We start from the raw sequence: 20806 nt of genomic DNA, 5'->3' as shown, positions 1-20806 counted from the left end.
CCATGACCCAGGAGATCATCCACTCCACCGCCGCGCAGCTCGCCGAGAAGCTCGCCGCCAAGGAACTGTCCGCCGTCGAGGTCACCCAGGCGCACCTGGACCGCATCGCAGCCGTCGACGGCGAGGTGAACGCGTTCCTGCACGTCAACACGGAGGAGGCGCTCTCCGTCGCGGCCGAGGTGGACTCCGCCCGCGCCAACGGCGAGGACCTCCACGCGCTCGCCGGTGTGCCGATCGCCGTCAAGGACCTGATCGTGACCGTGGGCCAGCCCACCACCGCCGGGTCCAAGATCCTCGAGGGCTGGCACAGCCCGTACGACGCCACCGTCATCAAGAAGCTGCGCGCCGCGAAGATGCCGATCCTCGGCAAGACCAACCTGGACGAATTCGCCATGGGCTCCTCCACGGAGCACTCTGCGTACGGTTCCACCCGCAACCCTTGGGACCTGGACCGCATCCCCGGCGGTTCCGGTGGCGGTTCGGCCGCCGCTGTCTCCGCGTTCGAGGCGCCGCTGGCCCTCGGCACGGACACCGGTGGCTCCATCCGTCAGCCCGCTTCGGTGACCGGTTCGGTCGGCGTGAAGCCCACCTACGGTGGCGTGTCCCGCTACGGCGCGATCGCCATGGCGTCCTCGCTGGACCAGATCGGCCCGGTGTCCCGCACCGTGCTCGACTCCGCACTGCTGCACGAGGTCATCAGCGGGCATGACCCGTACGACTCCACGTCCCTGCAGGAGTCCTGGACCGGCCTGGCCGCCGCCGCTGCGAGTGGCGACGTCAAGGGCATGCGGATCGGCATCATCAAGGAACTCCACGGCGAGGGCTACCAGGCCGGCGTCGAGAACCGCTTCAACGAGTCCCTGGAGCTGCTCAAGGCCGCGGGCGCCGAGATCGTCGAGGTCTCCTGCCCCAACTTTGAGTACGCGCTGGGCGCCTACTACCTGATCATGCCGTCCGAGGTCTCCAGCAACCTGGCGAAGTTCGACGGCGTGCGCTTCGGCCTGCGCGTCCTCCCCGAAGAGGGCCCGCTGACCATCGAGCGCGTCATGGGCGCCACCCGCGCCGCCGGCTTCGGTGACGAGGTCAAGCGCCGCATCATCCTCGGCACCTACGCCCTGTCCGCCGGTTACTACGACGCCTACTACGGCTCGGCCCAGAAGGTCCGCACGCTCATCCAGCGTGACTTCGACGCCGCGTTCGCCCAGGCCGATGTGCTGATCTCCCCGACGGCGCCCACCACGGCGTTCAAGCTCGGCGAGAAGGTCGACGACCCGCTGGCGATGTACCTCAACGACGTCGCGACCATCCCGGCGAACATGGCCGGTGTCCCGGGCATCTCCATCCCCGGTGGTCTCGCGGATGAGGACGGCCTGCCCGTGGGCATCCAGTTCCTCGCCCCGGCCCGTCAGGACGTCCGCCTGTACCGCGCCGCCGGCGCCCTGGAGAAGCTGCTGGAAGAGAAGTGGGGCGGCCCGCTGCTGGCGCAGGCCCCGGTACTGGGAGGTGCCAAGTAATGTCCGCCGACGAGATCCTGGACTACGACTCCGTCTTCGAGAAGTACGAGCCCGTGCTCGGCTTCGAGGTGCACGTCGAGCTGAACACCAAGACCAAGATGTTCTCCTCCGCCCCCAACGAGTTCGGGGACGATCCCAACACGAACGTCAACGAGGTGGACCTGGGCCTGCCCGGCGTCCTGCCCGTGGTCAACAAGGCCGCCGTGGAGTCCTCCATCAAGATCGGCCTGGCCCTGAACTGCCAGATCGCCGAGACGTGCCGCTTCGCCCGGAAGAACTACTTCTACCCGGACACCCCCAAGAACTTCCAGACCTCGCAGTACGACGAGCCCATCGCCTTCGACGGGTACCTCGACATCGAGCTGGAGGACGGCGAGGTGTTCCGCGTGGAGATCGAGCGCGCCCACATGGAGGAGGACGCCGGCAAGCTGACCCACATGGGTGGCGCGGCGGGCCGTATCCAGGGCGCCGACTACTCGCTCGTGGACTACAACCGTGCCGGCGTGCCGCTCGTGGAGATCGTCACCAAGCCGATCGAGGGCGCGGGCAAGCGTGCTCCGGAACTGGCCAAGGCCTATGTGGCGGCCGTCCGCGAGATCGTGAAGAACCTCGGCGTCTCCGACGCCCGCATGGAGCGCGGCAACGTCCGCTGCGACGCCAACGTCTCCCTCAAGCCGATCGGCCAGGAGAAGTTCGGCACGCGCTCCGAGACCAAGAACGTGAACTCGCTGCGCGCCGTCGAGCACGCCGTCCGCTTCGAGATCCAGCGCCACGGCGCCGTCCTGGAGTCGGGCGAGAAGGTCGTGCAGGAGACGCGCCACTGGCACGAGGACACGCGCACGACGACGTCGGGCCGCCCCAAGAGCGACGCGGACGACTACCGCTACTTCCCGGAGCCCGACCTTGTTCCCGTCGTCGCGTCCCGTGAGTGGGTGGAGGAGCTGCGCGCGACCCTGCCGGAGCCGCCCGCCGAGCACCGCAAGCGCCTCAAGGCGGCCTGGGGTTACTCGGATCTGGAGTTCCGGGACGTGGTGAACGCCGGTGTCATGGACCTGATCGAGGAGACCGTCGCAGCCGGCCTCAAGCCCGCCGCCGCCCGCAAGTGGTGGATGGGTGAAGTGGTGGGCCGCGCCAAGGTCGCCGAGGTGGACCCGGGCGAGCTGGGCATCACCCCAGAGGTGATCGTGCAGGTCAACGGTCTGGTCGAAGCCGGCAAGATCAACAACAAGATGGCCTCCCAGGTCCTGGACGGCGTCCTGGCCGGCGAGGGCACCCCGGAGGAGGTCGTGGTGGCCCGTGGCCTGGCCGTGGTCTCCGATGACGGCCCCCTGCTGGAAGCCATCGACGCCGCACTGGCCGCACAGCCGGATGTCGCGGAGAAGATCCGTGGCGGCAAGGTGCAGGCGATCGGTGCGATCGTCGGCGGCGTCATGAAGGCCACCCGTGGACAGGCCGACGCCGGCCGCGTCCGCGAGCTGATCCTCGAGAAGCTGGGCGTGGAGGGCTAGACCCGACCCGAACGAACGACGGCCGGTGGCCGGAGATCTGATCTCCGGTCACCGGCCGTTTGCGTTCCAAGCCGTCGGCGTTCCCGGGACGCCGTCGCGGGACGCCGCCCTGGGAACGGTCCGCTCAGCCGACAGTGCCGCGCGTGATCCGCACGCCGGCGCCGACCGTGGTCACTGTGGTGTTGCCCTGCCCGAGGCAGTCGCCGTACTCCTTGACCCACGCGACCTTGCCGCTCAGGGATCCGGAGGACGGCGCCCCGAAGGTGACGTCATATTTCTGCTGCTGGGTGCAGCTCGGCACGTCGTAATACTCCACGAATCCGGACTGGGACGGCTTGAGGTTGCCGGACCCGGCGGGCAGCTTGTAGCTGCCGATGTGAGTGCTCTGCCCCGTGGTGGTGTCCACGGCCGTGCCGCTCCAGGTGTCCGTGCCGGTCTGACGCACCACCATGTTGTAGGTGTGGCCGTAGACGGCGTTGAACTCCAGTCCGCAGCTGACGCCCGGACCGCCGTCGGCGCCGGGGGTGCAGTTGGGGTCGGTCGAGGTGGTCCCGGAGATGAACGAGGAGAAGACGCCGCGCAGCCGGCCCGAGCCCTGGGAGTCCGGTCGGGGCTGCAGGCCGGTGTAGCCGACGTCGCTCTGGCCGGTGAAGCCGTACTGCATGGCGAAATAGGTGCCCGCGCGGCGGGCCGTCGCCGGGGCCACGGTGATCGGGAACGTGACGGAGCTCAGTCCCGCGGCCGGCGCCGAGCTGACCGACCAGGACAGCAGCTCGTTGCCGCCGAAGGTCTGGGCGTGGGCGGGGATTCCGGGTCCGGCGGCGACGGCGGTGAGGCCGATCGCGATCACTGCACTGAGACGTTGGTGGAGGGCTAACCGCATGTCTTCTCCCTATGTGCTGTCGATGCGGCGGACCGTTCTCGGCCCGTCGAGGAATTATCGTCATGCACGTCACTCGCTTGTCAATCGTTTAACAAGAACTCCTGAAGTCGCCCGGGACGGGGCGGGGCCAACTTCATGACTTTCCGTGACGTGCCGATGGGCGGGTCCCGGGAGCGAGCGTAATATTGGAGCCAATACAGGCTTCAGCTTGCAATGTAACGCGAAAAGGATTATGTGGTGGCCCTCGAAACTTTGCCCATCCTCGATTTCTCCCGTCTGAGCGCTGGACCGGAGGAGGCTGCCCGCTTCCGCGATGACCTCCGCGACGCGATGCACGAGGTGGGATTCCTCTACCTCTCCGGCCACGGCGTCCCGCAGGAGCTGACGGACGCCATCCTCGACATCTCCCGGCGTTTCTTCGAACTGCCCGAGGAGCAGAAGCTCGCGCTGGAGAACATCCACAGCCCGCAGTTCCGCGGCTACACCCGCATGGGCGGCGAGCTGACCGCCGGTGAGGTCGACTGGCGCGAGCAGATCGACGTCGGCGTCGACCGGGAAGCGGTCCCCGCAGGCGACGGCGTCGCCGACTACTGGCGGCTGGAAGGGCCGAACCTCTGGCCCGAGGCGCTGCCCGAGATGCGCGGCATCATCACCGAGTGGATGGACCGTCTGAGCGAGATCTCCCTCGAGCTCCTCCGTGCCCTGGCGCTGTCGCTCGGCGCGCCCGAGGACACCTTCGACGAAGCCTTCGCCTCCCGGGCCTTCCCGGTCCTGAAGATCGTCCGCTACCCCGGTGAGTCTGACCCGGACCCCAAGCAGGGCGTCGGCTCACACCGCGACGGCGGCGTGCTGACCCTGCTGCTCGTGGAGCCGGGCAAGGGCGGCCTCCAGGTGGAGCACGACGGCACGTGGATCGACGCGCCGCAGGTGCCGGGGAGCTTCGTGGTCAACATCGGCGAAATGCTCGAACTCGCCACGAACGGCTACCTCAAGGCGACGCTGCACCGGGTCATCTCGCCGCTGCGCGGGACGGATCGCATCTCAGTGCCGTTCTTCTACAACCCGGCGCTCGACGCGCGGATGCCTCAGCTCGCCGTCAGCCCGGAGTTCCAGGAGAAGGCCCGTGGCCTTTCGGTGGACCCCAACGACAGCCCGATCCTCGAGACCTACGGCGACAACGCCCTGCGGTACCGCGTGCGGGCGCATCCGAACGTCGTCGCCGCCCAGCACCCCGACCTCGTCAAGGGCTGATCGCGCCGGCAGAGAAGAGTCGGCTGATGCGGGCCCGAGCGGCGCGGCACCCCTGGGGGCCGCGCCGCTCAGGCCTTTAATGGACCCATGAGGCATTCCTGGGAGATCGTGACCCGCGTCCAGTCTGAGGGCGACGCCCATCCCCAGGAGGACGGCTGTGGATTCGCCGGGCCGGACGCCTGGATCATCGACGGTGCCACCACGTTGCTGGAACCTCTCGGTCTGCCGGCCGCCACCGATCCGCAATGGCTCATGCAGGCCCTGACCACGGCGTTCGCGCGGGTCGGGACGGGTGAGATGTCCGGCTCGCTGAGCGCCCGGGACCGTCTGGCCGCCGCATTGCGGAGGATCGACGCCGTCGCGCAGCCCCTCGTCGGTGGTGAGCGGCTGCGCTTCCCGAGCGCCGCCGTCTCGCTCGCTCATCTGGACGACGACGGCGTGCAGATCGCCTCGCTGGCCGATTGCCGGGTGCTGGTCCAGGATTCGGAGGGCGGCGTGACCGTGGTGGTTGCCGAGCAGGCGGACCACCGGGTCGACGAGGCCCTGGCCGGGCAGGAGCCGGACCCCGAGGAACGCCGCCGCCTGCTGCGCCGTGACCGGGAACTGCGCAACACGGACGGCAATCTCTGGGTGGCGCGGCGCGAACCCGAGGCCGCGCAGCACGCCGAACTCGTGCGGCTGCCCCGTCCGGCGCTCGTGGCACTCGTCAGCGACGGGGCCTGGCGCGCCGTCGATCTGGCGCTCGTGGGTTCCGCGGAGGAGTTCCTGCGCCGTGTCGGCACGCCCGTCGGGGCGCTGGAACTCCTGGCCGAACTGCGGCGCGAACAGGCCCGGATCGGCGAGGTGGCGGACGACGCCACGGTCCTCGTCCTCCGTCCGGCCGCCCTGGACTGAACTCCGCCCTCTCCTCGCCGCGACCCTCGCCGCGAGGGAACACATCGTGCCCTCATCCTGGCGTTTTCAGGGCGCCAACTGTTCCTTCGCGGGGGTGTGAGCCCGGCGTAGACTGCCAGCATGGACGCTGACGTCATCGTGGTGGGCCACGGATTGTCCGGACTGGTCGCGGCGCGGGAGCTCGCGCGGGCCGGCAAGCGAGTGATCATCCTGGATCAGCAAGGGCCGCAGGATCTCGGGGGACAGGCCTGGTGGTCCTTCGGCGGGCTCTTCCTGGTGGACAGCCCCGAGCAGCGCAGGCTCCGCGTCAAAGACTCCTTCGATCTCGCCTGGAGCGACTGGCAGGGGAGTGCCGCGTGGGACCGGACGGACGGTCCGGGTGACCAGGACGCCTGGGCCCAGCGCTGGGGCCGCGCCTACGTCGAATTCGCCACGGGCGAGAAGCGGGCGTGGCTCCGGGAGGCAGGCATCGAACTGACTCCTGTGGTGGGCTGGGCCGAGCGGGGCGACGGCCGTGTGGGCGGCCATGGGAACTCCGTGCCGCGCTTCCACATCGCCTGGGGCACGGGAACCGGCGTCGTGTCGCCGTTCGCAGCGGCAGCCCACGCCGCCGTCGAGAACGGCGCAACGACGCTGCTGCACCGCCACAAGGTGCGCGGGCTGCTCGTGGAGGGCGGCGCCGTCGTCGGGGTGCAGGGCGATCTTCTGGCCGACGACGCCGGGCCGCGCGGTGCGGCCAGTCCGGACGGGACGGTGGGGACGTTCGAGCTGAGGGCGCAGGCGGTCGTGCTCGCAAGCGGCGGGATCGGCGGGAATCACCGGCTGGTGCGCCAGTTCTGGCCCGCACGGCTGGGCACTCCGCCCCGCGAGATGATCACGGGCGTCCCCGCGTACGTGGACGGTAGCATGTACGCGCCGGCCGAGGCCGCCGGGGCCCGTCTCGTGAACCGGGACCGGATGTGGCATTACACGGAGGGCATACGGAACTGGGACCCGGTGTGGCCCGCCCACGGCATCCGGATCCTGCCCGGGCCGTCACCGCTCTGGCTCGACGCGCTCGGACGCCGCCTCCCGGCGCCGGGCCTCCCCGGGCATGACACCCTCGGCACGCTGCGGCTGCTGCGCAACACCCCGGAACTCGCGGAACACGACCACTCCTGGTTCATCGTCAGCCGGAGCATCCTGGCGAAGGAATTCGCGCTGTCCGGCTCGGAGCAGAACCCGGACATCACCCATCGCGACCGCAAGCTCCTGCTCAAGACTCGCCTAGGCGGGGGGATCCCCGGACCGGTGCAGGCCTTCGTCGATCATGGCCCGGATTTCGTCTCCGCGGATTCGGTGGCGGCGCTCGTACGGGGCATGAACCGGATCGCCCCCGAGGCGCCCGTCCGCGAGGACGCGCTCCTGGACGTCATCCGGCAGCGCGACGCGGAGTTCCGGAACGCGTTCTCCAAGGACGCCCAGGCTCAGAGCGTCCACAACGCGAGACGGTACCTGGGGGACCGGCTGGTGCGGGTGGCCAGACCGCATCTCTTCCTCGATGAGGCGGGTCATCCGCGGGACGTTCTGGTGGCCGTGAAACTGCACATCCTGACCCGGAAGAGCCTGGGCGGGCTGCAGACGGACCTCGCCTCCCGCGTGCTCGGCGAGGACGGTCATCCCGTGCCCGGCCTGTACGCCGTGGGGGAGGCGGCGGGATTCGGCGGCGGTGGCGCTCACGGGTACAACGCCCTCGAGGGCACCTTCCTGGGCGGCTGCATCTTCACGGGTCTGAAGGCCGGACGGGACCTCGCCGGGAGGCTGTGACCCGCGGCTGCGGCATCGTTTTCACCTTCTTCACGTCATCTCTTGCGCCTGAGACCTGCGTCACATACGATCAGTTAATCGATTAAGGACTTAATCGATTAACAACGTTTTGAGAACGCAGGCTGCGCCCCCGGCAGCCCTGGACTCACGAGGAGCCCCATGACACTCGCAGCCCAGCGAAAGGGTCCGCCGCCGTCGTCGATCCCGGACCGAGGCGGCAAGAAGCCGTTCCGCGTCCGACTCCGTCAGGACCGGCAGATGCTGCTCATGATGGTGCCCGGCATCGTCTTCCTGCTGCTGTTCTTCTACATCCCGATCTTCGGCAACGTGATCGCCTTCCAGGACTACCAGCCCTATCTCGGCATCCCGGACAGCGAGTGGGTCGGCTGGCAGAACTTCGTGGATCTGTTCCACAACCCGGACTTCCTGCACGCCCTCTGGAACACGCTCTACCTGGCCGCCTGGCAGTTGGTGTTCCTCTTCCCGGTGCCGCTCGTGCTCGCGCTGATCGTGGACTCGCTCATGAGCATGAGGGTCCGCCGCATCTTCCAGAGCATCGCCTACCTGCCGCACTTCCTCTCCTGGGTCCTCGTGATCGCGCTGTTCCAGCAGATGCTGGGCGGGGCCGGATTCGTGAACAACACGCTGCGCCAGTTCGGCATGGACCCGATCCCGTTCATGACGAATCCGGACACGTTCCCCGTGCTGGTGGTCGCCCAGATGATCTGGAAGGACGCCGGCTGGGCGATGATCATCTTCCTGGCGGCGCTCGCGAGCATCGACGTCTCCCTCTACGAGGCGGCCGCCGCGGACGGCGCCGGCCGCTGGCGCCGGATGTGGCACATCACGCTGCCGGGCCTCCGGCCCGTGATCGTCCTGCTGCTCATCCTCCGGATCGGCGACATCCTCTCGGTCGGCTTCGAGCAGTTCATCCTCCAGCGCGACGCCGTCGGCGCCGGCGCCGCCGAAGTGCTGGACACCTTCACCTACTACACCGGCGTGGTGGGCGGCGGCTGGAGCTCCGGCGCCGCCGCGGGCCTCGCCAAGGGGCTGGTCAGCCTCCTGCTCATCTGGGGCGCCAACTCCCTGGCTCATAAGTTCGGCGAGGACGGGATCTTCGCCAGGAAGGTCGGCTGATGACCACGCTCACCTCGCAGAACACCGAGACGCAGGACGACGCCGGGACGCCCGGCAGCCTCGCGGTGCGCCGAGCCGCCCGCTCACGGGCCGCCGCGGAACGCGATACCCGCCGGCCCGCCTGGAAGGAACGCCCCTCGGCGCTCTACCAGATCGTCAAGGCCGTCATCCTGGTGCTGTTCAGCGCCTCCATCCTGATCCCCATCCTGCTGGTCGTGTCCACGTCCCTGGCCGATGACCAGCAGCTGGCCCAGGCCGGAGGATTCGTCCTCTGGCCGGAACGCCCCACCATCAAGGCCTACGAGACGATCTTCGCCGGACCCATGGTCATCGGGTCCCTCGGAGTCAGCGCCTTCATCACGATCGTGGGCACGGCGCTGGCGCTCTTCGTGACCATCACCATGGCCTACGCCACGAGCCGTTCCGTGCTGTTCGGCCGCCCGGTGATCCTGGGCGTCCTGTTCACCCTGCTCTTCGCCCCGGGCCTGATCCCGAGCTTCCTCATGATCCGGCAGCTCGGACTGCTGGACTCGCTGTGGTCGCTCATCCTGCCCGGCATCTTCGGCGCCTTCAACTTCGTGGTGATGCGCTCCTTTTTCATGAACATCCCCGCGGAGCTCATCGAAAGCGCGCGGATCGACGGCGCGAGCGACTGGCAGATCCTGTGGCGCATCGTGCTGCCGCTGTCGAAGGCCGTGATCGCCGTCGTCGGGCTCTTCTATGCGGTGGCGTTCTGGAACTCGTTCTTCAACGCACTCCTCTACATCAACGACCACGCGAAGTGGCCCATCCAGCTTCTGCTCCGCAACTTCGTGGTCCAGGGCTCCGGGGCCGCGGACGGGCTGGGGGTCTCCTCCGTCCCGCCGAGCCAGTCGATCCAGATGGCCGTGGTGGTCGTGGCGCTCGTGCCCATCCTCATGGTCTACCCCTTCCTCCAGAAGCACTTCACCAAGGGCGTCCTCACGGGCGCGGTGAAGGGCTGACCCTCCTCCCTCTCCAGCTCACCTGTCAACGAAAGGCACCCCTATGAGCACTCTCGCATCCCACGGCGTCAGCCGCCGCGGTTTCCTGGGCCTGGCCGGCCTGGCCGTCGCCACCGTGGGTCTCTCGGCCTGTGGGGGCGGCAGCTCCAGCGGAAGCGGCGGCGCGGCCGCCTCCGCCGGCGTCAAGCTCCCCACCTACAAGGAATTCACCGGCGTCACGCCGGACCTGGCCGGCGACGCCAAGGGCCTGCAGGCCGCGTTCTTCAAGCTGCCCAAGTCGGTGGTGTCCGTGAAGGACAAGCCGCTCAAGGGCAAGGTCACGGGCCTCACCGAGACTTTCGAGACCATGAGCCCCGGCATGAAGGACAACGCCTTCTGGCAGCGGCTCAACCAGGCACTGGGCGGCGAGCTGGAACTGCAGATCGCCGAGGACATCGGTGACGGGTACCCGGCGAAGTTCGCCACGGTGCTCGCCAGCGACGATCTGCCGGACATGATGTGGGTCCCGCCGAACCAGGGCATCCCGAACGTCGGCCCCATGCTGGAGGCGAAGTTCCAGGACCTCACCAAGTACCTCTCCGGTGACGCCGTCCTCGAGTACCCCAACCTCGCCGCCCTCAAGCCGGACTCCTGGAAGACCGCCGTCGTCAACGGCAAGATCTGGGGCGCCCCCATCCCGAGCACGCCGTTCGGTCAGATCATGTCCGGCCGCCGCGACGTCTGGGGCAAGGTGGGCGGCCTGACCGCCGCGAACGCGGACGAGTTCCTGGCCAAGGCCAAGGAGCTCACGCGGCCCGGCGAGAAGAAGTACGCCCTCGAGCCCGCCTACGTGAACGTGCTCCACATGGTCACCGAGTGGTACGGCGCCCCGAACAGCTGGGCGGTGAACAAGGACCGCACCCTGACCCATCTGTACGAGACGGACGAGTATCACGCGGGTGTGGAATTCGTGGCGAAGATGTTCGCCGCCGGGGTCTTCTACCCGGACGTGAACGTCCCGGACATCCGTAACCGTGTCGCCAACGGCAGTGTCGCCGCGCAGGTCCTCGTGGGCCCGCACGATCTCAAGGCCTACCGCGCCTTCAACAAGGACCAGGCGTTCGACATCCTGGTGCCGTTCAGCGCGGACGGCAAGGTCAAGCCGACCTACGACATGGGCTACGGCACCGTGGGCTTCACGCCGTTCAAGAAGGCCGATGAGGGCAAGATCCGCGAACTGCTCGCCCTCATCAACTACCTCTCCGCGCCGTTCGGCACGGCCGAGTACATGCAGAAGAACTTCGGCGCCGAAGGCCAGGACTTCACGGTCGACGGCGAGGGCAACCCGGTCTTCACTTCGTCCGGCAGCACGAACATCCCGGGCCTCGCCTCGGCGCTGAACATCATGTCCAGCCCGGAGAACGTCGTCTTCAACCCCGGCTTCGACGATGACACCAAGTACATCTACCAGCAGGAGAAGAAGCTGCTGGAGCTGGCCTGGCGCAACCCGACCAACGGGACCTACTCGGACACCAACTCCAAGGTGGGCGCGAAGATCACCAAGCAGCTGCGGGACAAGGTGGTGGACATCATCACCGGCCGCGCCAAGGTGGGCGATCTGCAGGACGCGGTGAAGCGCTGGAAGAACGACGGCGGCGACAAGATCCGGGACGAGTACCAGTCCCAGCTCCCGTCCGACGTGCCGGTCTTCCGGCGCTAGGCATGGCGTGACACCCGGGCGGTGGGCCCTGTGGCTAGAGTTGCCGCAGGTCCACCGCACGGGCGGGGCGAGTCGGTTCCGGGATGTCCCGGGGGAAGAGGTCAGATCATGAGCGAACGCACAGCGGCAGGAACGGACACCTCCACGGGCGCCGGGAACGCCTCGCCCGCAACGGTCCGTCCCACCATCCGCATGGTGGCTGATCTTGCCGGGGTTTCCACGGCCACCGTCTCCTACGTCCTCTCCGGCCGGGGTTCCGGCTCCAAGGGTCCGGGGGTGAAGGAGGAGACCACCCGGCGGGTCCGGGATGCGGCCGAGGAACTCGGCTACCGCCCCAACCAGGCGGCCCGGGCGGTGCGGACCGGCAAGACGCAGACGGTGCTGCTCTCCATGACGATGCTCCAGGACCCCTGGTCTCTGGAGGTCGTCGAGGCGGTCAGCACCCAGGCGCGCAGCCACGGTCTCACTCCGCTCATCATGGCGGACGACGACTGGAACGTCGCGCTGGAACGCACCCAGGCGGACGCGGTGTTCATCGACGCCGTGAAGCCGGCGCAGCGCAGCGCTCTCGCCGGTCTGGCGAGCCGCGGGCTGAAACTCCTGGTCTTCGACAGCACCGTGGAACCGGATGGATTCGACGTGGTCCGCTCGGACGATCTGCGGGGCTGCCGCGAACTGGTCGACCACCTGCTGGACGGGTGGGACGACGTCGCGTGCCTGGGTCCCGGCGCCTCCCGGACGGACCGCGGCCGTGCCGCCGCGTTCCACTCGGCGCTCGCGGACCGCGGCAGGACCGCGCCGGAGAACAGGCTGGCGGACATCGACGGCTCCCCGGAGTCGGCGTATGCCGGAGCCCTCAAGCTCCTGACTCCGGAGGACCGGCCACGCGCCGTCTACGCCACCAGTGACTACATCGCCATCAGCGCCGTCCACGCGGCCCAGAGTCTGGGACTCGTGGTCGGCAAGGACATCGCGATCGCCGGGGTGGGCAACACCCTGGCCGGCGAACGGCTCAGCCCGGCTCTCACCAGTGTGGGTCCCCGGAATCTGCTGGGCCGCGTGGCCGAGCTCATGGTGCAGCTCGCCACGGACCAGCGCCCCGTGGGGGAGCTGCACGACTTCCCCTGGGAAGTCTGGGAACGCGCATCAACAGGAAAGCCGGTCTGAGCGGACCGGCGACATCACCCACCTCCTCACCAAGGGGACGGGTCAACAGCAAAGGAACTACCCTCATGGATCTCTCCGTAGCCGTCGTCGGCTTCGGCCTGCGCTCCGGCCTGTGGCGTCACGCCCACAAGCCCGGCGAAGGATCGCGCGTCACCATCGTCTGCGACACGAGCGAACGGGGCCGGGCGGACGCCGCCAGAGCGCTTCCCGACGTGACGGTGACCGGCGACCTCCAGGATGTGCTGGACTCCGGCGTCGACGCTGTCCTGGTCCTCACCCCGGACAGCCAGCACGCCGCCGTCGCGGTCCAGACGCTCAAGGCCGGGATCGCGACGTTCTGCGAGAAACCGCTGGACATCTCGCTGGAGGCGGCCGACTCGATCCTCACGACAGCGCGCGAGACCGGCACCCGGCTGTACGTCGGCCACAACATGCGGCACATGCCGGTGGTGACGCAGATGCGGGATCTCATCAAGCAGGGTCTGATCGGCGAGGTCAAGGCCGTGTGGTGCCGGCACTTCGTGGGCAACGGAGGGGATTACTACTTCAAGGACTGGCACGCCCAGCGCCGGAACGTGAACACGCTCCTGCTCCAGAAAGGCGCGCACGACCTGGACGTGATCCACTGGCTCGCCGGCGGGTACACGGCGCGGGTCTCGGCGATCGGCAAGCTCGCGGTCTACGGCGATGTCACGAGCCGGCGGGACAACTCCGACCGGCGCATGGGGGACTGGTTCTCCGTGGACAACTGGCCGCCCGCGGCGCAGACGGACCTCGCCGAGGAGATCGACGTCGAGGACATCTCCATGATGAACATGGTGCTCGACAACGGCGTGCTCGCCTCCTACGAACAGTGCCACTTCACGCCGGACTACTGGCGCAGCTACACCGTGATCGGCACGGAGGGGCGCCTGGAGAACTTCGGCGACGGGCCGGGGGAGACCATCAAGGTCTGGAACACACGGTCCAGCTACGGATTCGCGGAGCCGGATCTCGAAGTGGAGATCCTCGACGGCGACGGCGGACACGGTGGCGCGGATCCGCTCCTGATCGGGGAGTTCCTGCGCTTCGTGCGCGACGGCGGTCAGACCCAGACGTCTCCGGTGGCGGCACGTCAGGCGGTGGCGGCTGGCATTCTCGCGGCCGAATCGCTGCGCGGCGACGGTTCCGCGTTGCCGGTGCCGCCGCTCGACCCGGAGCTGGTGGAGTACTTCGAACGGGGTCAGACGGCCTGATGTTTGCCCTTTGAGGCGTTGTGTGCTCAGTTGTTGCGGGTGTTTCCCGGAAACACCCGCAACAACTGAGCACACAAGTCCTCGGGGCCGGGCGCCTCATCTACCAGCTCGTCTTCAGCCGACGAGCGAGCCCATGACCTCGCCGAACGCCTCGGCCACGCGTCGGACGCTGCGGCGTTCCAGCGCCTCGGGCCGGGCGAGGAGATCGATGCACCGTCGGGTGTCCAGGCCCTGCAGTGGCCGCAGCACGATGCCCTCCGGCAGCGACTGCCCCAGCGCCGCGCGCGAGGTGTACCGGGGGAGCAGACCCAGCACTCCGCCGTCGGCGACCAGGGCTGCGACGGTCGAATAGTCGTTGATGCGGTGCACGATCTCCAGCGGCGTGCTGGCCAGGGCCGCCACGGCGGTCAGGACGTCGTCGGGGGAGTAGCCCGGGCGACTTGTGACCCATGGTTCCCCCGCCACGTCCGTGGCCGTGAGCTCCTCGTGGTCCGCGAGCGGATGGCCCGCCGGCAGTGCGACATCCAGGGGCTCGCGCGTCAGCTCGATCACGGCGACCCGGTCCCGCGGCCACGGCGGACTGTGCTCCATGCGGTGGGCGAGGACGAGGTCGTGCCGGGCGGTGAGTGCGGGGAAGTCCTGTTGCGCGACGTCCTCGTCGGTGAACCGGACGCGCGGCTGGCCCTCGCCGGACAGGGCCCGCGCCAGCGGTGCGAACAGCGCCTGGCCCGCGGAGTGGAATCCGCTCACAGTCACGGAGGCGTCGGGCGCCTCCTGGAACGCATCGATCGCCGCACGTGCCTGCGCCATCGCCGCGACGACGGCGGCCCCCGCACCCGCGAGCACCTCGCCGGCCTCGGTGAGGACCAGCGTGCGCCCGTCCTTGCGCGTCAGCGGCACCTTCACGCTGCGCTGCAGGAGCATGAGCTGCTGCGACACGGCCGACGGCGTGACCATCAGGGTCTCCGCGACCGCTTTGACGCTGCCGAGTTCGCCGAGTTCCCGCAGGACCTGAAGCTGACGGATATCCATGAGCACATCCTAAATCGTTTGGCGTGACGATGAAGGAGCGCTGAAGGGTGGTTGTTTCGGCGGTGGCTGGATCCGGCTGAGTCCGCTGTCCGTGCTGTGAGGTCGCTACATCATGTAGCGACCTCACAGCACGGACGGCGGACTCGGCGACTTGCGGGGCGGGGCAGACGGCATTCCGGGGCCGAGCTCGCTGTCCGGCGTCTGACATCGCGACTGTCGGCAGCGAGTTCGGACCCTGGATAGCGAGGTCGGCGGGATACGTGCGCCCGATAGCGACGTCGGCATAGGAGGGACCGGACAGGTGGACCTCCGGGCTCGGCCCTCTCGTTCCACCCCCCGCCCAATCGAACCCCGCCCCGCCACACCTCACAGCCCGTTCCGGACCACGACCCCCTGGGCCACCACGGTGTTGACCTTCTCCAAGGCCGTGCCGTCGCTGAGCGGGTCGGCGTCCACGACGACCGCGTCGGCGAAGCCGCCCACGGTGAACCTCCCGGCCTTGCCTTCCAGGCCCAGGAGTCGGGCGGAGTAGGTCGTCGCGGCACGGAGGGATTCGAGCGTGGACAGTCCTGCCTCGTGAAGGCGCCGCACTTCGGTGCCCAGCGGCGTCACGTCGGTGCCGAAGGAGTCGGTGCCTGCCACGATCGTGACGCCCGCCTCGTGGGCCGCTCGGACGGCGGCCTGGTGGATCGGCGTGTACTCCTTGCCGCGGGCGGCCAGGATCGGGTTCGGGTCGGTCGCCATGCTGTCGACGGCCTGCAGGGTGGGGGTGAAGTACGTGCCACGGCGGACCATCTCCGCGATGGTGGCCTCCGTCAGGTACACGCCATGCTCGATGCTCTTCACGCCGCCCCGCACGGCGCCGTCGATGCCTTCGGCGCTGTAGGCGTGGCACAGCACACCGGCGCCGCGGGCGGCCTTGACGATCGCGGCGATCTGCTCCCGCCCGTACACGAGTTCCCGGGGGTCCTGCTCGGGGATGCCCGCCCGGGGATTGGCGCGGGTCTTGATCACCCGGGCGCCGCGGGCGAGGTTGACCCTCGTGAAGTAGGCCAGATCCTGCACGTCCCGGATACCGTTCTTCAGTCCGGCCAGCGGCGCCAGATCCGGGTCGGCCAGGATGGAATCGCCCTGGTCCGGGGAGACGAACAAGCCGGCGGCGAGCATGCGCGGGGACAGGCCCGGCGCCCATTCGGGCAGCGCGGCGAGGGCCACGTCCTGGTAGAAGCTGCTGCTGCCGCTCCGGACGCTCGTGGTGCCATTCTGCAGATGAAGCCGGACATCCTCCAGACCGTTCGCGTGCACGTGTGCGTCGACCAGTCCGGGCACCACCCAGCGCCCGTGCGCCTGGAGGCGCTGTGCGCGGCGGGCGACGGCGGCGACGGCTCGCCGAGTGGTATCCCGATTTCCGACGGCGGCGACCTTGCCGTCGTCGAGCACCAGGACGCCGTCTTCGATCGCGCTACCGGTGAGCGGATCGACGACGGTGCCGCCCTCGATGATCACGGCGCCCGGCGTCGCGGGGCGTCCCCGGTGCACCGGAGCGGCGGGGCGGTCGGAGGCCTGGGCCGCGGGCGCCGCCGCCAGCTGTGCGGCGATGCCTGCCGCGGTGATGCCCGCGAGGGCCGCGGCCCCGGCGAGGACGCCGCGCCGGGGGAGGTCGCTGGGCGGCTGGACGGCGCTGTCGTGGTCATGGGTGCACATGGGGAGTCTCCTTGGGGAAAGGGCGTGAGTGTGGCGCTGCTCACTAAGTTTGGAATACCAAAGTTACGCCATGGTGAAGAGATCCCGCCAGCCCTCGACAAAACAGTTAAGTAAATCCTTAACTCAGGAATGAGATACTTGAGCTTGTTCTAAGCCTTTTGACGGCTTGTAATGGGACTCATGAAGGCTCTGTACAAGTCCGGGGCACGGCCCGGCTTCGAACTCGTGGACCGCCCCGAACCCGGCACCGGTGCCGGGGACGTGAAGATCCGCGTGCACACCACCGGCATCTGCGGCACCGACCTGCACATCCAGTCCTGGGACGCCTGGGCGGCGAGCACCATCAATGCTCCGCTCATCGCGGGCCACGAGTTCTACGGCGAGGTCGTGGAGATCGGCGAGGATGTCCGGGACGTCAAGGTGGGAGACCGCGTCTCCGGTGAGGGGCACGTGGTCTGCGGCATCTGCCGCAACTGCCGCGCCGGCCGTCGCCAGATGTGCATCCGGACCTCCAGCGTGGGCGTGCAGCGTGACGGCGCCTTCGCCGAGTACGTCGTCATCCCGGAGGAGAACGTCTGGGTCCACCACGACCCCAGCGTCACCCCGGAACTCGGCGCCATCTTCGACCCCTTCGGCAACGCCGTGCACACGGCCCTGAGCTTCCCGCTCGTCGGCGAGGACGTCCTCATCACCGGCGCCGGCCCCATCGGCCTCATGGCCATCGCGGTCGCCCGGCACGCCGGGGCCCGCAAGATCGCCATCACCGATGTCTCGCCGAGCCGCCTCGAACTGGCCCGCTCCCTGGGTGTGGACCTCGCCGTCGACGTCTCCACCACTCGCATCAGCGACGCGCAGCGGGAACTCGGCATGCGCGAGGGCTTCGACATCGGCCTCGAGATGTCGGGACACCCGACGGCGCTGCCCGAGATGATCGAGAACATGAACCACGGCGGCCGGATCGCCATGCTCGGCCTGCCGAGCCAGTCGATCGACATCGACTGGGGCAAGGTCGTCACCCACATGCTGACCCTCAAGGGCATCTACGGACGCGAGATGTTCGAGACCTGGTACGCCATGAGCGCCATGCTCTCCTCCAACCCGGTGCTGCACCGGAACATCTCCGCCGTCATCACCGACGTCCTGCCCGCCACGGAATGGGAGAAGGGCTTCGAAGCGGCGCGCGGCGGGCACGGCGGCAAGGTCGTGCTCGACTGGCGCACCCTCTGACCGCCCGCCGCTGACTGACGACGACGGCGCGCGACGGCTTCCGCGCGCCGTCGTCCTCGGCGGACCGGGCCTTCCCGCGCCAGGCCTTCCCGCACGCACCTCACCCTCGTAAGCTCGCAAGGGGGCGCCCGCCCCGCGGGCACCGCCGAAAGGACCATCATGTACGGCCTCATCAAGGACCAGCTCGCCACGGAGCTCGACGATCTCCGCACCGCCGGCCTCTTCAAGGAAGAGCGCAACATCACCTCGGCGCAGTCCAACCGGATCACCGCCGGCCCGCTCGGCCAGCCCACCCGCGAGGTGCTCAACTTCTGCGCGAACAACTACCTGGGTCTCGCGGATCACCCGGAGATCATCGCCGCGGCCAAGGACGCCATGGACAGTCACGGCTTCGGCATGGCGAGCGTCCGGTTCATCTGCGGCACCCAGGACCTGCACCTGGAACTCGAACGCCAGGTCTCCCGGTTCCTCGGCACCGAGGACACGATCCTGTTCTCGAGCTGCTTCGACGCCAACGGCGGCGTCTTCGAATCCCTCTTCGGCCCGGAGGACGCGATCGTCTCCGACGCGCTGAATCACGCCTCGATCATCGACGGCATCCGCCTCTCCAAGGCCCGCCGCTTCCGCTACGCCAACCAGGACATGGCGGATCTGGAGGCCAAGCTCCGCGAGGCGACGTCGGACGCGCCCGGCCAGCCGGCCGCGCGCCGCGTGGTGGTCGTGACGGACGGCGTCTTCTCGATGGACGGCTACCTCGCCCCGCTCCGCGAGATCTGCGATCTGGCCGACAAGTACGGCGCGCTGGTCATGGTGGACGATTCGCACGCCGTCGGCTTCATGGGTGCGACGGGCGCCGGCACCCCCGAGCACGCCGGTGTCAGCGACCGCGTGGACATCTACACGGGCACCTTCGGCAAGGCGCTCGGCGGCGCGTCCGGTGGCTACGTCTCCGGCCGGTCCGAGATCGTCGCGATGCTGCGCCAGAAGGCCCGCCCGTACCTGTTCTCCAACTCGCTCGCTCCGGCCATCGTCGCCGCGACGCTCAAGGCGCTCGAACTCGTGCGGGACTCCGGGGAACTCCGCGAGAAACTCTTCGAGAACGCCGCGCTGTTCCGCCGTCGCATGCAGGAGGAGGGCTTCGAACTGCTCGACGGCGAGCACGCGATCATCCCCGTCATGTTCCACGACGCCGTCCTCGCGGCGAAGGTCGCCTCGGCGATGCTGGAGCACGGTGTGTTTGTGACCGCGTTCAGCTTCCCCGTGGTGCCCCGTGGCGCGGCCCGCATCCGCGTGCAGCTCTCCGCGCGGCACAGCGCCGAGGACGTCGAAGCGTGCGTCCAGGCATTCGTGGCAGCCCGGGCCGAGGCTTCCTGACCCGCGCCTGCTTCTTTCATCGACTGCTCCATACGATGTCGAAATCCCCGGAAATCCGAGGAAAACGACATCGTATGGAGCAGTCGATGGTTAAGGGGGGCGGGTTTGGTCCGGGATACCGGACACGGGTGGAGGCGAGTCCGGGACGGGGCGGGTGTGTCCCGGGAGAATGGGAACCATGAGCCTCCTGATCACCAACATCGCCGAACTCATGACCCAGGACGGCGAGCACCGGGTCCTCAAGGACGCGGCCGTCGTCGTCGACGGTGAACGCATCGCCTGGGTCGGTCAGGCTGCCGACGCCCCGGCCGCGGACGAGGTGTACGACGCCGAGGGCCGCGCGCTGCTGCCCGGCTGGGTGGATTCGCACACGCACCTCGTGTTCGCCGGGGACCGCACCGCCGAATTCGAAGCGCGGATGGCGGGGGAGAGTTACAGCGCGGGCGGCATCGGCGTCACCATGAACGCCACGCGAGCCGCCTCCGATGAGGAACTCCTCGAACTCGCCCGGGCGCGCCGTGCCGAGGCCCTGCGGGGCGGAACCACGTATCTCGAGGCCAAGACCGGGTATGGGCTGAGCACCGAGCACGAGGAGGCGCTGGCCCGCGTGACCGCGCAGGTGGCCGATGAGGTCACGTTCCTCGGAGCACACCTCGTCCCGAAGGGCGTCGAGCCGGAGGCCTATGTGGAGGAAGTGGTCGGGCCGATGCTCACCGCCGTCGCCCCGCACGCCCGCTGGGCCGATGTGTTCTGTGAGCGCGGGGCATTCGACGAGGCCCAGTCGCGCCGCGTGCTCGAAGCCTGCGCCGCCGCCGGTCTGGGACTGCGCGTGCACGGCAACCAGCTCGGCCCGGGCGCCGGCGTGCGCCTCGCCGTCGAGCTCGGCGCCGCGAGCGTCGACCACGTGAACTACCTCGAGGACGCCGACGTCGCAGCGCTCGCGGACAGCTGGGCGGCCTACGACGGCGGCCGCGGCCCCCGGGGAACGGTCGCCACGTGCCTGCCCGCCTGCGACCTCTCCACGCGGGAGCCCCTCGCCCCGGCCCGCCGCCTGCTGGACGCGGGCGTCCAGGTGGCGATCGCCTCCAACCTCAATCCCGGCACCAGCTACACGAGTGCCATGAACTACTGCGTGACCACCGCGGTGCTCCAGATGGGCCTCAGCGTCCACGAAGCCGTGCGCGCCGCGACGTTCGGCGGCGCCCTGGCCCTGCACCGCGAGGTGGGCGAGGACGTCGACGGGCGTCGTGCGGTCGGGTCGATCGCCGTCGGGCACCGCGCGGATCTGCACCTGCTGAACGCTCCGAGTGCGACCCACCTGGCCTACCGTCCCGGCATGCCGCTCACCCACGCCGTCTGGCAGGCGGGCGTGCAAGTCGTCTGAGCCCGCGC

At 69.0% G+C, this 20806-nt stretch carries 16 protein-coding genes; 13 read left to right on the top strand and 3 right to left on the bottom strand.

Features of this window, described 5'->3' with window-relative positions; genetic code table 11:
* Nucleotides 1-2 precede the first annotated feature (2 nt).
* Together gatA and gatB are read left to right on the top strand one after the other, a co-directional pair.
* Nucleotides 3-1514: an Asp-tRNA(Asn)/Glu-tRNA(Gln) amidotransferase subunit GatA gene (gene gatA, locus AB6732_RS09875; RefSeq protein ID WP_107002105.1), complete on the top strand. Its 1512-nt coding sequence runs from the start codon at nucleotides 3-5 to the stop codon at nucleotides 1512-1514.
* Nucleotides 1514-3022, top strand: a complete 1509-nt coding sequence (gatB, locus tag AB6732_RS09870) for an Asp-tRNA(Asn)/Glu-tRNA(Gln) amidotransferase subunit GatB (protein WP_370959803.1) — start codon at nucleotides 1514-1516, stop codon at nucleotides 3020-3022. The genes gatA and gatB overlap by 1 nt, the downstream gene beginning before the upstream one ends.
* Before the next feature lie 124 nt (nucleotides 3023-3146).
* Here gatB and AB6732_RS09865 read toward each other — a convergent pair whose 3' ends face one another.
* Nucleotides 3147-3905, bottom strand: coding sequence for a DUF3472 domain-containing protein (locus AB6732_RS09865; RefSeq protein ID WP_370959802.1), 759 nt, complete (start codon nucleotides 3903-3905; stop codon nucleotides 3147-3149).
* Nucleotides 3906-4142: 237 nt separating this feature from the next.
* Here AB6732_RS09865 and AB6732_RS09860 point away from each other — a divergent pair, with 237 nt between their 5' ends.
* From AB6732_RS09860 to AB6732_RS09825, 8 genes are all read left to right on the top strand, one after another.
* Nucleotides 4143-5156: an isopenicillin N synthase family dioxygenase gene (locus tag AB6732_RS09860; protein ID WP_370959801.1), complete on the top strand. Its 1014-nt coding sequence runs from the start codon at nucleotides 4143-4145 to the stop codon at nucleotides 5154-5156.
* A gap of 87 nt (nucleotides 5157-5243) precedes the next feature.
* Nucleotides 5244-6050, top strand: a complete 807-nt coding sequence (locus AB6732_RS09855; RefSeq protein ID WP_370959800.1) for a hypothetical protein — start codon at nucleotides 5244-5246, stop codon at nucleotides 6048-6050.
* Between the two features lie 120 nt (nucleotides 6051-6170).
* Complete coding sequence (locus AB6732_RS09850; RefSeq protein WP_370959799.1) at nucleotides 6171-7856, top strand: FAD-binding dehydrogenase; 1686 nt, start codon at nucleotides 6171-6173, stop codon at nucleotides 7854-7856.
* A gap of 159 nt (nucleotides 7857-8015) precedes the next feature.
* The gene (locus AB6732_RS09845) at nucleotides 8016-8993 is read left to right on the top strand and encodes an ABC transporter permease (RefSeq protein ID WP_370959798.1); all 978 of its coding nucleotides are present in this window, start codon (nucleotides 8016-8018) and stop codon (nucleotides 8991-8993) included.
* Nucleotides 8993-9976: a carbohydrate ABC transporter permease gene (locus AB6732_RS09840; RefSeq protein WP_370959797.1), complete on the top strand. Its 984-nt coding sequence runs from the start codon at nucleotides 8993-8995 to the stop codon at nucleotides 9974-9976. The genes AB6732_RS09845 and AB6732_RS09840 overlap by 1 nt, the downstream gene beginning before the upstream one ends.
* Before the next feature lie 43 nt (nucleotides 9977-10019).
* Nucleotides 10020-11675, top strand: coding sequence for a sugar ABC transporter substrate-binding protein (locus tag AB6732_RS09835; RefSeq protein WP_370959796.1), 1656 nt, complete (start codon nucleotides 10020-10022; stop codon nucleotides 11673-11675).
* A 108-nt stretch (nucleotides 11676-11783) separates the two neighbouring features.
* Nucleotides 11784-12842 carry a LacI family DNA-binding transcriptional regulator gene (locus tag AB6732_RS09830; RefSeq protein ID WP_370959795.1) on the top strand — a complete coding sequence of 353 codons (1059 nt, stop codon included), beginning with the start codon at nucleotides 11784-11786 and terminating at the stop codon, nucleotides 12840-12842.
* Between the two features lie 65 nt (nucleotides 12843-12907).
* On the top strand, nucleotides 12908-14077 hold the full coding sequence (locus tag AB6732_RS09825) for a Gfo/Idh/MocA family protein (protein ID WP_370959794.1): 1170 nt from the start codon (nucleotides 12908-12910) through the stop codon (nucleotides 14075-14077).
* Between the two features lie 114 nt (nucleotides 14078-14191).
* Here AB6732_RS09825 and AB6732_RS09820 read toward each other — a convergent pair whose 3' ends face one another.
* Nucleotides 14192-15109, bottom strand: coding sequence for a LysR family transcriptional regulator (locus AB6732_RS09820; RefSeq protein WP_370959793.1), 918 nt, complete (start codon nucleotides 15107-15109; stop codon nucleotides 14192-14194).
* Nucleotides 15110-15475: 366 nt separating this feature from the next.
* Nucleotides 15476-16813, bottom strand: a complete 1338-nt coding sequence (locus AB6732_RS09815) for an amidohydrolase family protein (protein WP_370959792.1) — start codon at nucleotides 16811-16813, stop codon at nucleotides 15476-15478.
* 180 nt (nucleotides 16814-16993) lie between these two features.
* Here AB6732_RS09815 and tdh point away from each other — a divergent pair, with 180 nt between their 5' ends.
* The 3 genes from tdh to hutI all read left to right on the top strand — a co-directional run bounded on the left by tdh (nucleotide 16994) and on the right by hutI (nucleotide 20798).
* The gene (gene tdh, locus AB6732_RS09810) at nucleotides 16994-18040 is read left to right on the top strand and encodes an L-threonine 3-dehydrogenase (RefSeq protein WP_370959791.1); all 1047 of its coding nucleotides are present in this window, start codon (nucleotides 16994-16996) and stop codon (nucleotides 18038-18040) included.
* A gap of 159 nt (nucleotides 18041-18199) precedes the next feature.
* Nucleotides 18200-19414, top strand: a complete 1215-nt coding sequence (locus AB6732_RS09805; protein WP_370959790.1) for a glycine C-acetyltransferase — start codon at nucleotides 18200-18202, stop codon at nucleotides 19412-19414.
* Nucleotides 19415-19592: 178 nt separating this feature from the next.
* Nucleotides 19593-20798: an imidazolonepropionase gene (gene hutI / locus AB6732_RS09800; protein ID WP_370959789.1), complete on the top strand. Its 1206-nt coding sequence runs from the start codon at nucleotides 19593-19595 to the stop codon at nucleotides 20796-20798.
* The last annotated feature ends 8 nt before the right edge of the window (nucleotides 20799-20806 follow it).

The sequence above is a fragment of the Arthrobacter sp. RCC_34 genome, from assembly GCF_041360795.1.
GTDB lineage: Bacteria > Actinomycetota > Actinomycetes > Actinomycetales > Micrococcaceae > Arthrobacter_E.
Note: the sequence above shows the minus strand (reverse complement) of the source record. Positions and strands in the feature narration are given on the sequence as shown.

What these genes read in the sequence shown, in the direction of transcription:
- gatA (WP_107002105.1), top strand. Translation starts at nt 3, where the DNA reads ATGACCCAGGAGATCATCCACTCCACCGCCGCGCAGCTCGCCGAGAAG.
- gatB (WP_370959803.1), top strand. Translation starts at nt 1,514, where the DNA reads ATGTCCGCCGACGAGATCCTGGACTACGACTCCGTCTTCGAGAAGTAC.
- AB6732_RS09865 (WP_370959802.1), bottom strand. Translation starts at nt 3,905, where the DNA reads ATGCGGTTAGCCCTCCACCAACGTCTCAGTGCAGTGATCGCGATCGGC.
- AB6732_RS09855 (WP_370959800.1), top strand. Translation starts at nt 5,244, where the DNA reads ATGAGGCATTCCTGGGAGATCGTGACCCGCGTCCAGTCTGAGGGCGAC.
- AB6732_RS09850 (WP_370959799.1), top strand. Translation starts at nt 6,171, where the DNA reads ATGGACGCTGACGTCATCGTGGTGGGCCACGGATTGTCCGGACTGGTC.
- AB6732_RS09845 (WP_370959798.1), top strand. Translation starts at nt 8,016, where the DNA reads ATGACACTCGCAGCCCAGCGAAAGGGTCCGCCGCCGTCGTCGATCCCG.
- AB6732_RS09840 (WP_370959797.1), top strand. Translation starts at nt 8,993, where the DNA reads ATGACCACGCTCACCTCGCAGAACACCGAGACGCAGGACGACGCCGGG.
- AB6732_RS09835 (WP_370959796.1), top strand. Translation starts at nt 10,020, where the DNA reads ATGAGCACTCTCGCATCCCACGGCGTCAGCCGCCGCGGTTTCCTGGGC.
- AB6732_RS09830 (WP_370959795.1), top strand. Translation starts at nt 11,784, where the DNA reads ATGAGCGAACGCACAGCGGCAGGAACGGACACCTCCACGGGCGCCGGG.
- AB6732_RS09825 (WP_370959794.1), top strand. Translation starts at nt 12,908, where the DNA reads ATGGATCTCTCCGTAGCCGTCGTCGGCTTCGGCCTGCGCTCCGGCCTG.
- AB6732_RS09820 (WP_370959793.1), bottom strand. Translation starts at nt 15,109, where the DNA reads ATGGATATCCGTCAGCTTCAGGTCCTGCGGGAACTCGGCGAACTCGGC.
- AB6732_RS09815 (WP_370959792.1), bottom strand. Translation starts at nt 16,813, where the DNA reads ATGTGCACCCATGACCACGACAGCGCCGTCCAGCCGCCCAGCGACCTC.
- tdh (WP_370959791.1), top strand. Translation starts at nt 16,994, where the DNA reads ATGAAGGCTCTGTACAAGTCCGGGGCACGGCCCGGCTTCGAACTCGTG.
- AB6732_RS09805 (WP_370959790.1), top strand. Translation starts at nt 18,200, where the DNA reads ATGTACGGCCTCATCAAGGACCAGCTCGCCACGGAGCTCGACGATCTC.
- hutI (WP_370959789.1), top strand. Translation starts at nt 19,593, where the DNA reads ATGAGCCTCCTGATCACCAACATCGCCGAACTCATGACCCAGGACGGC.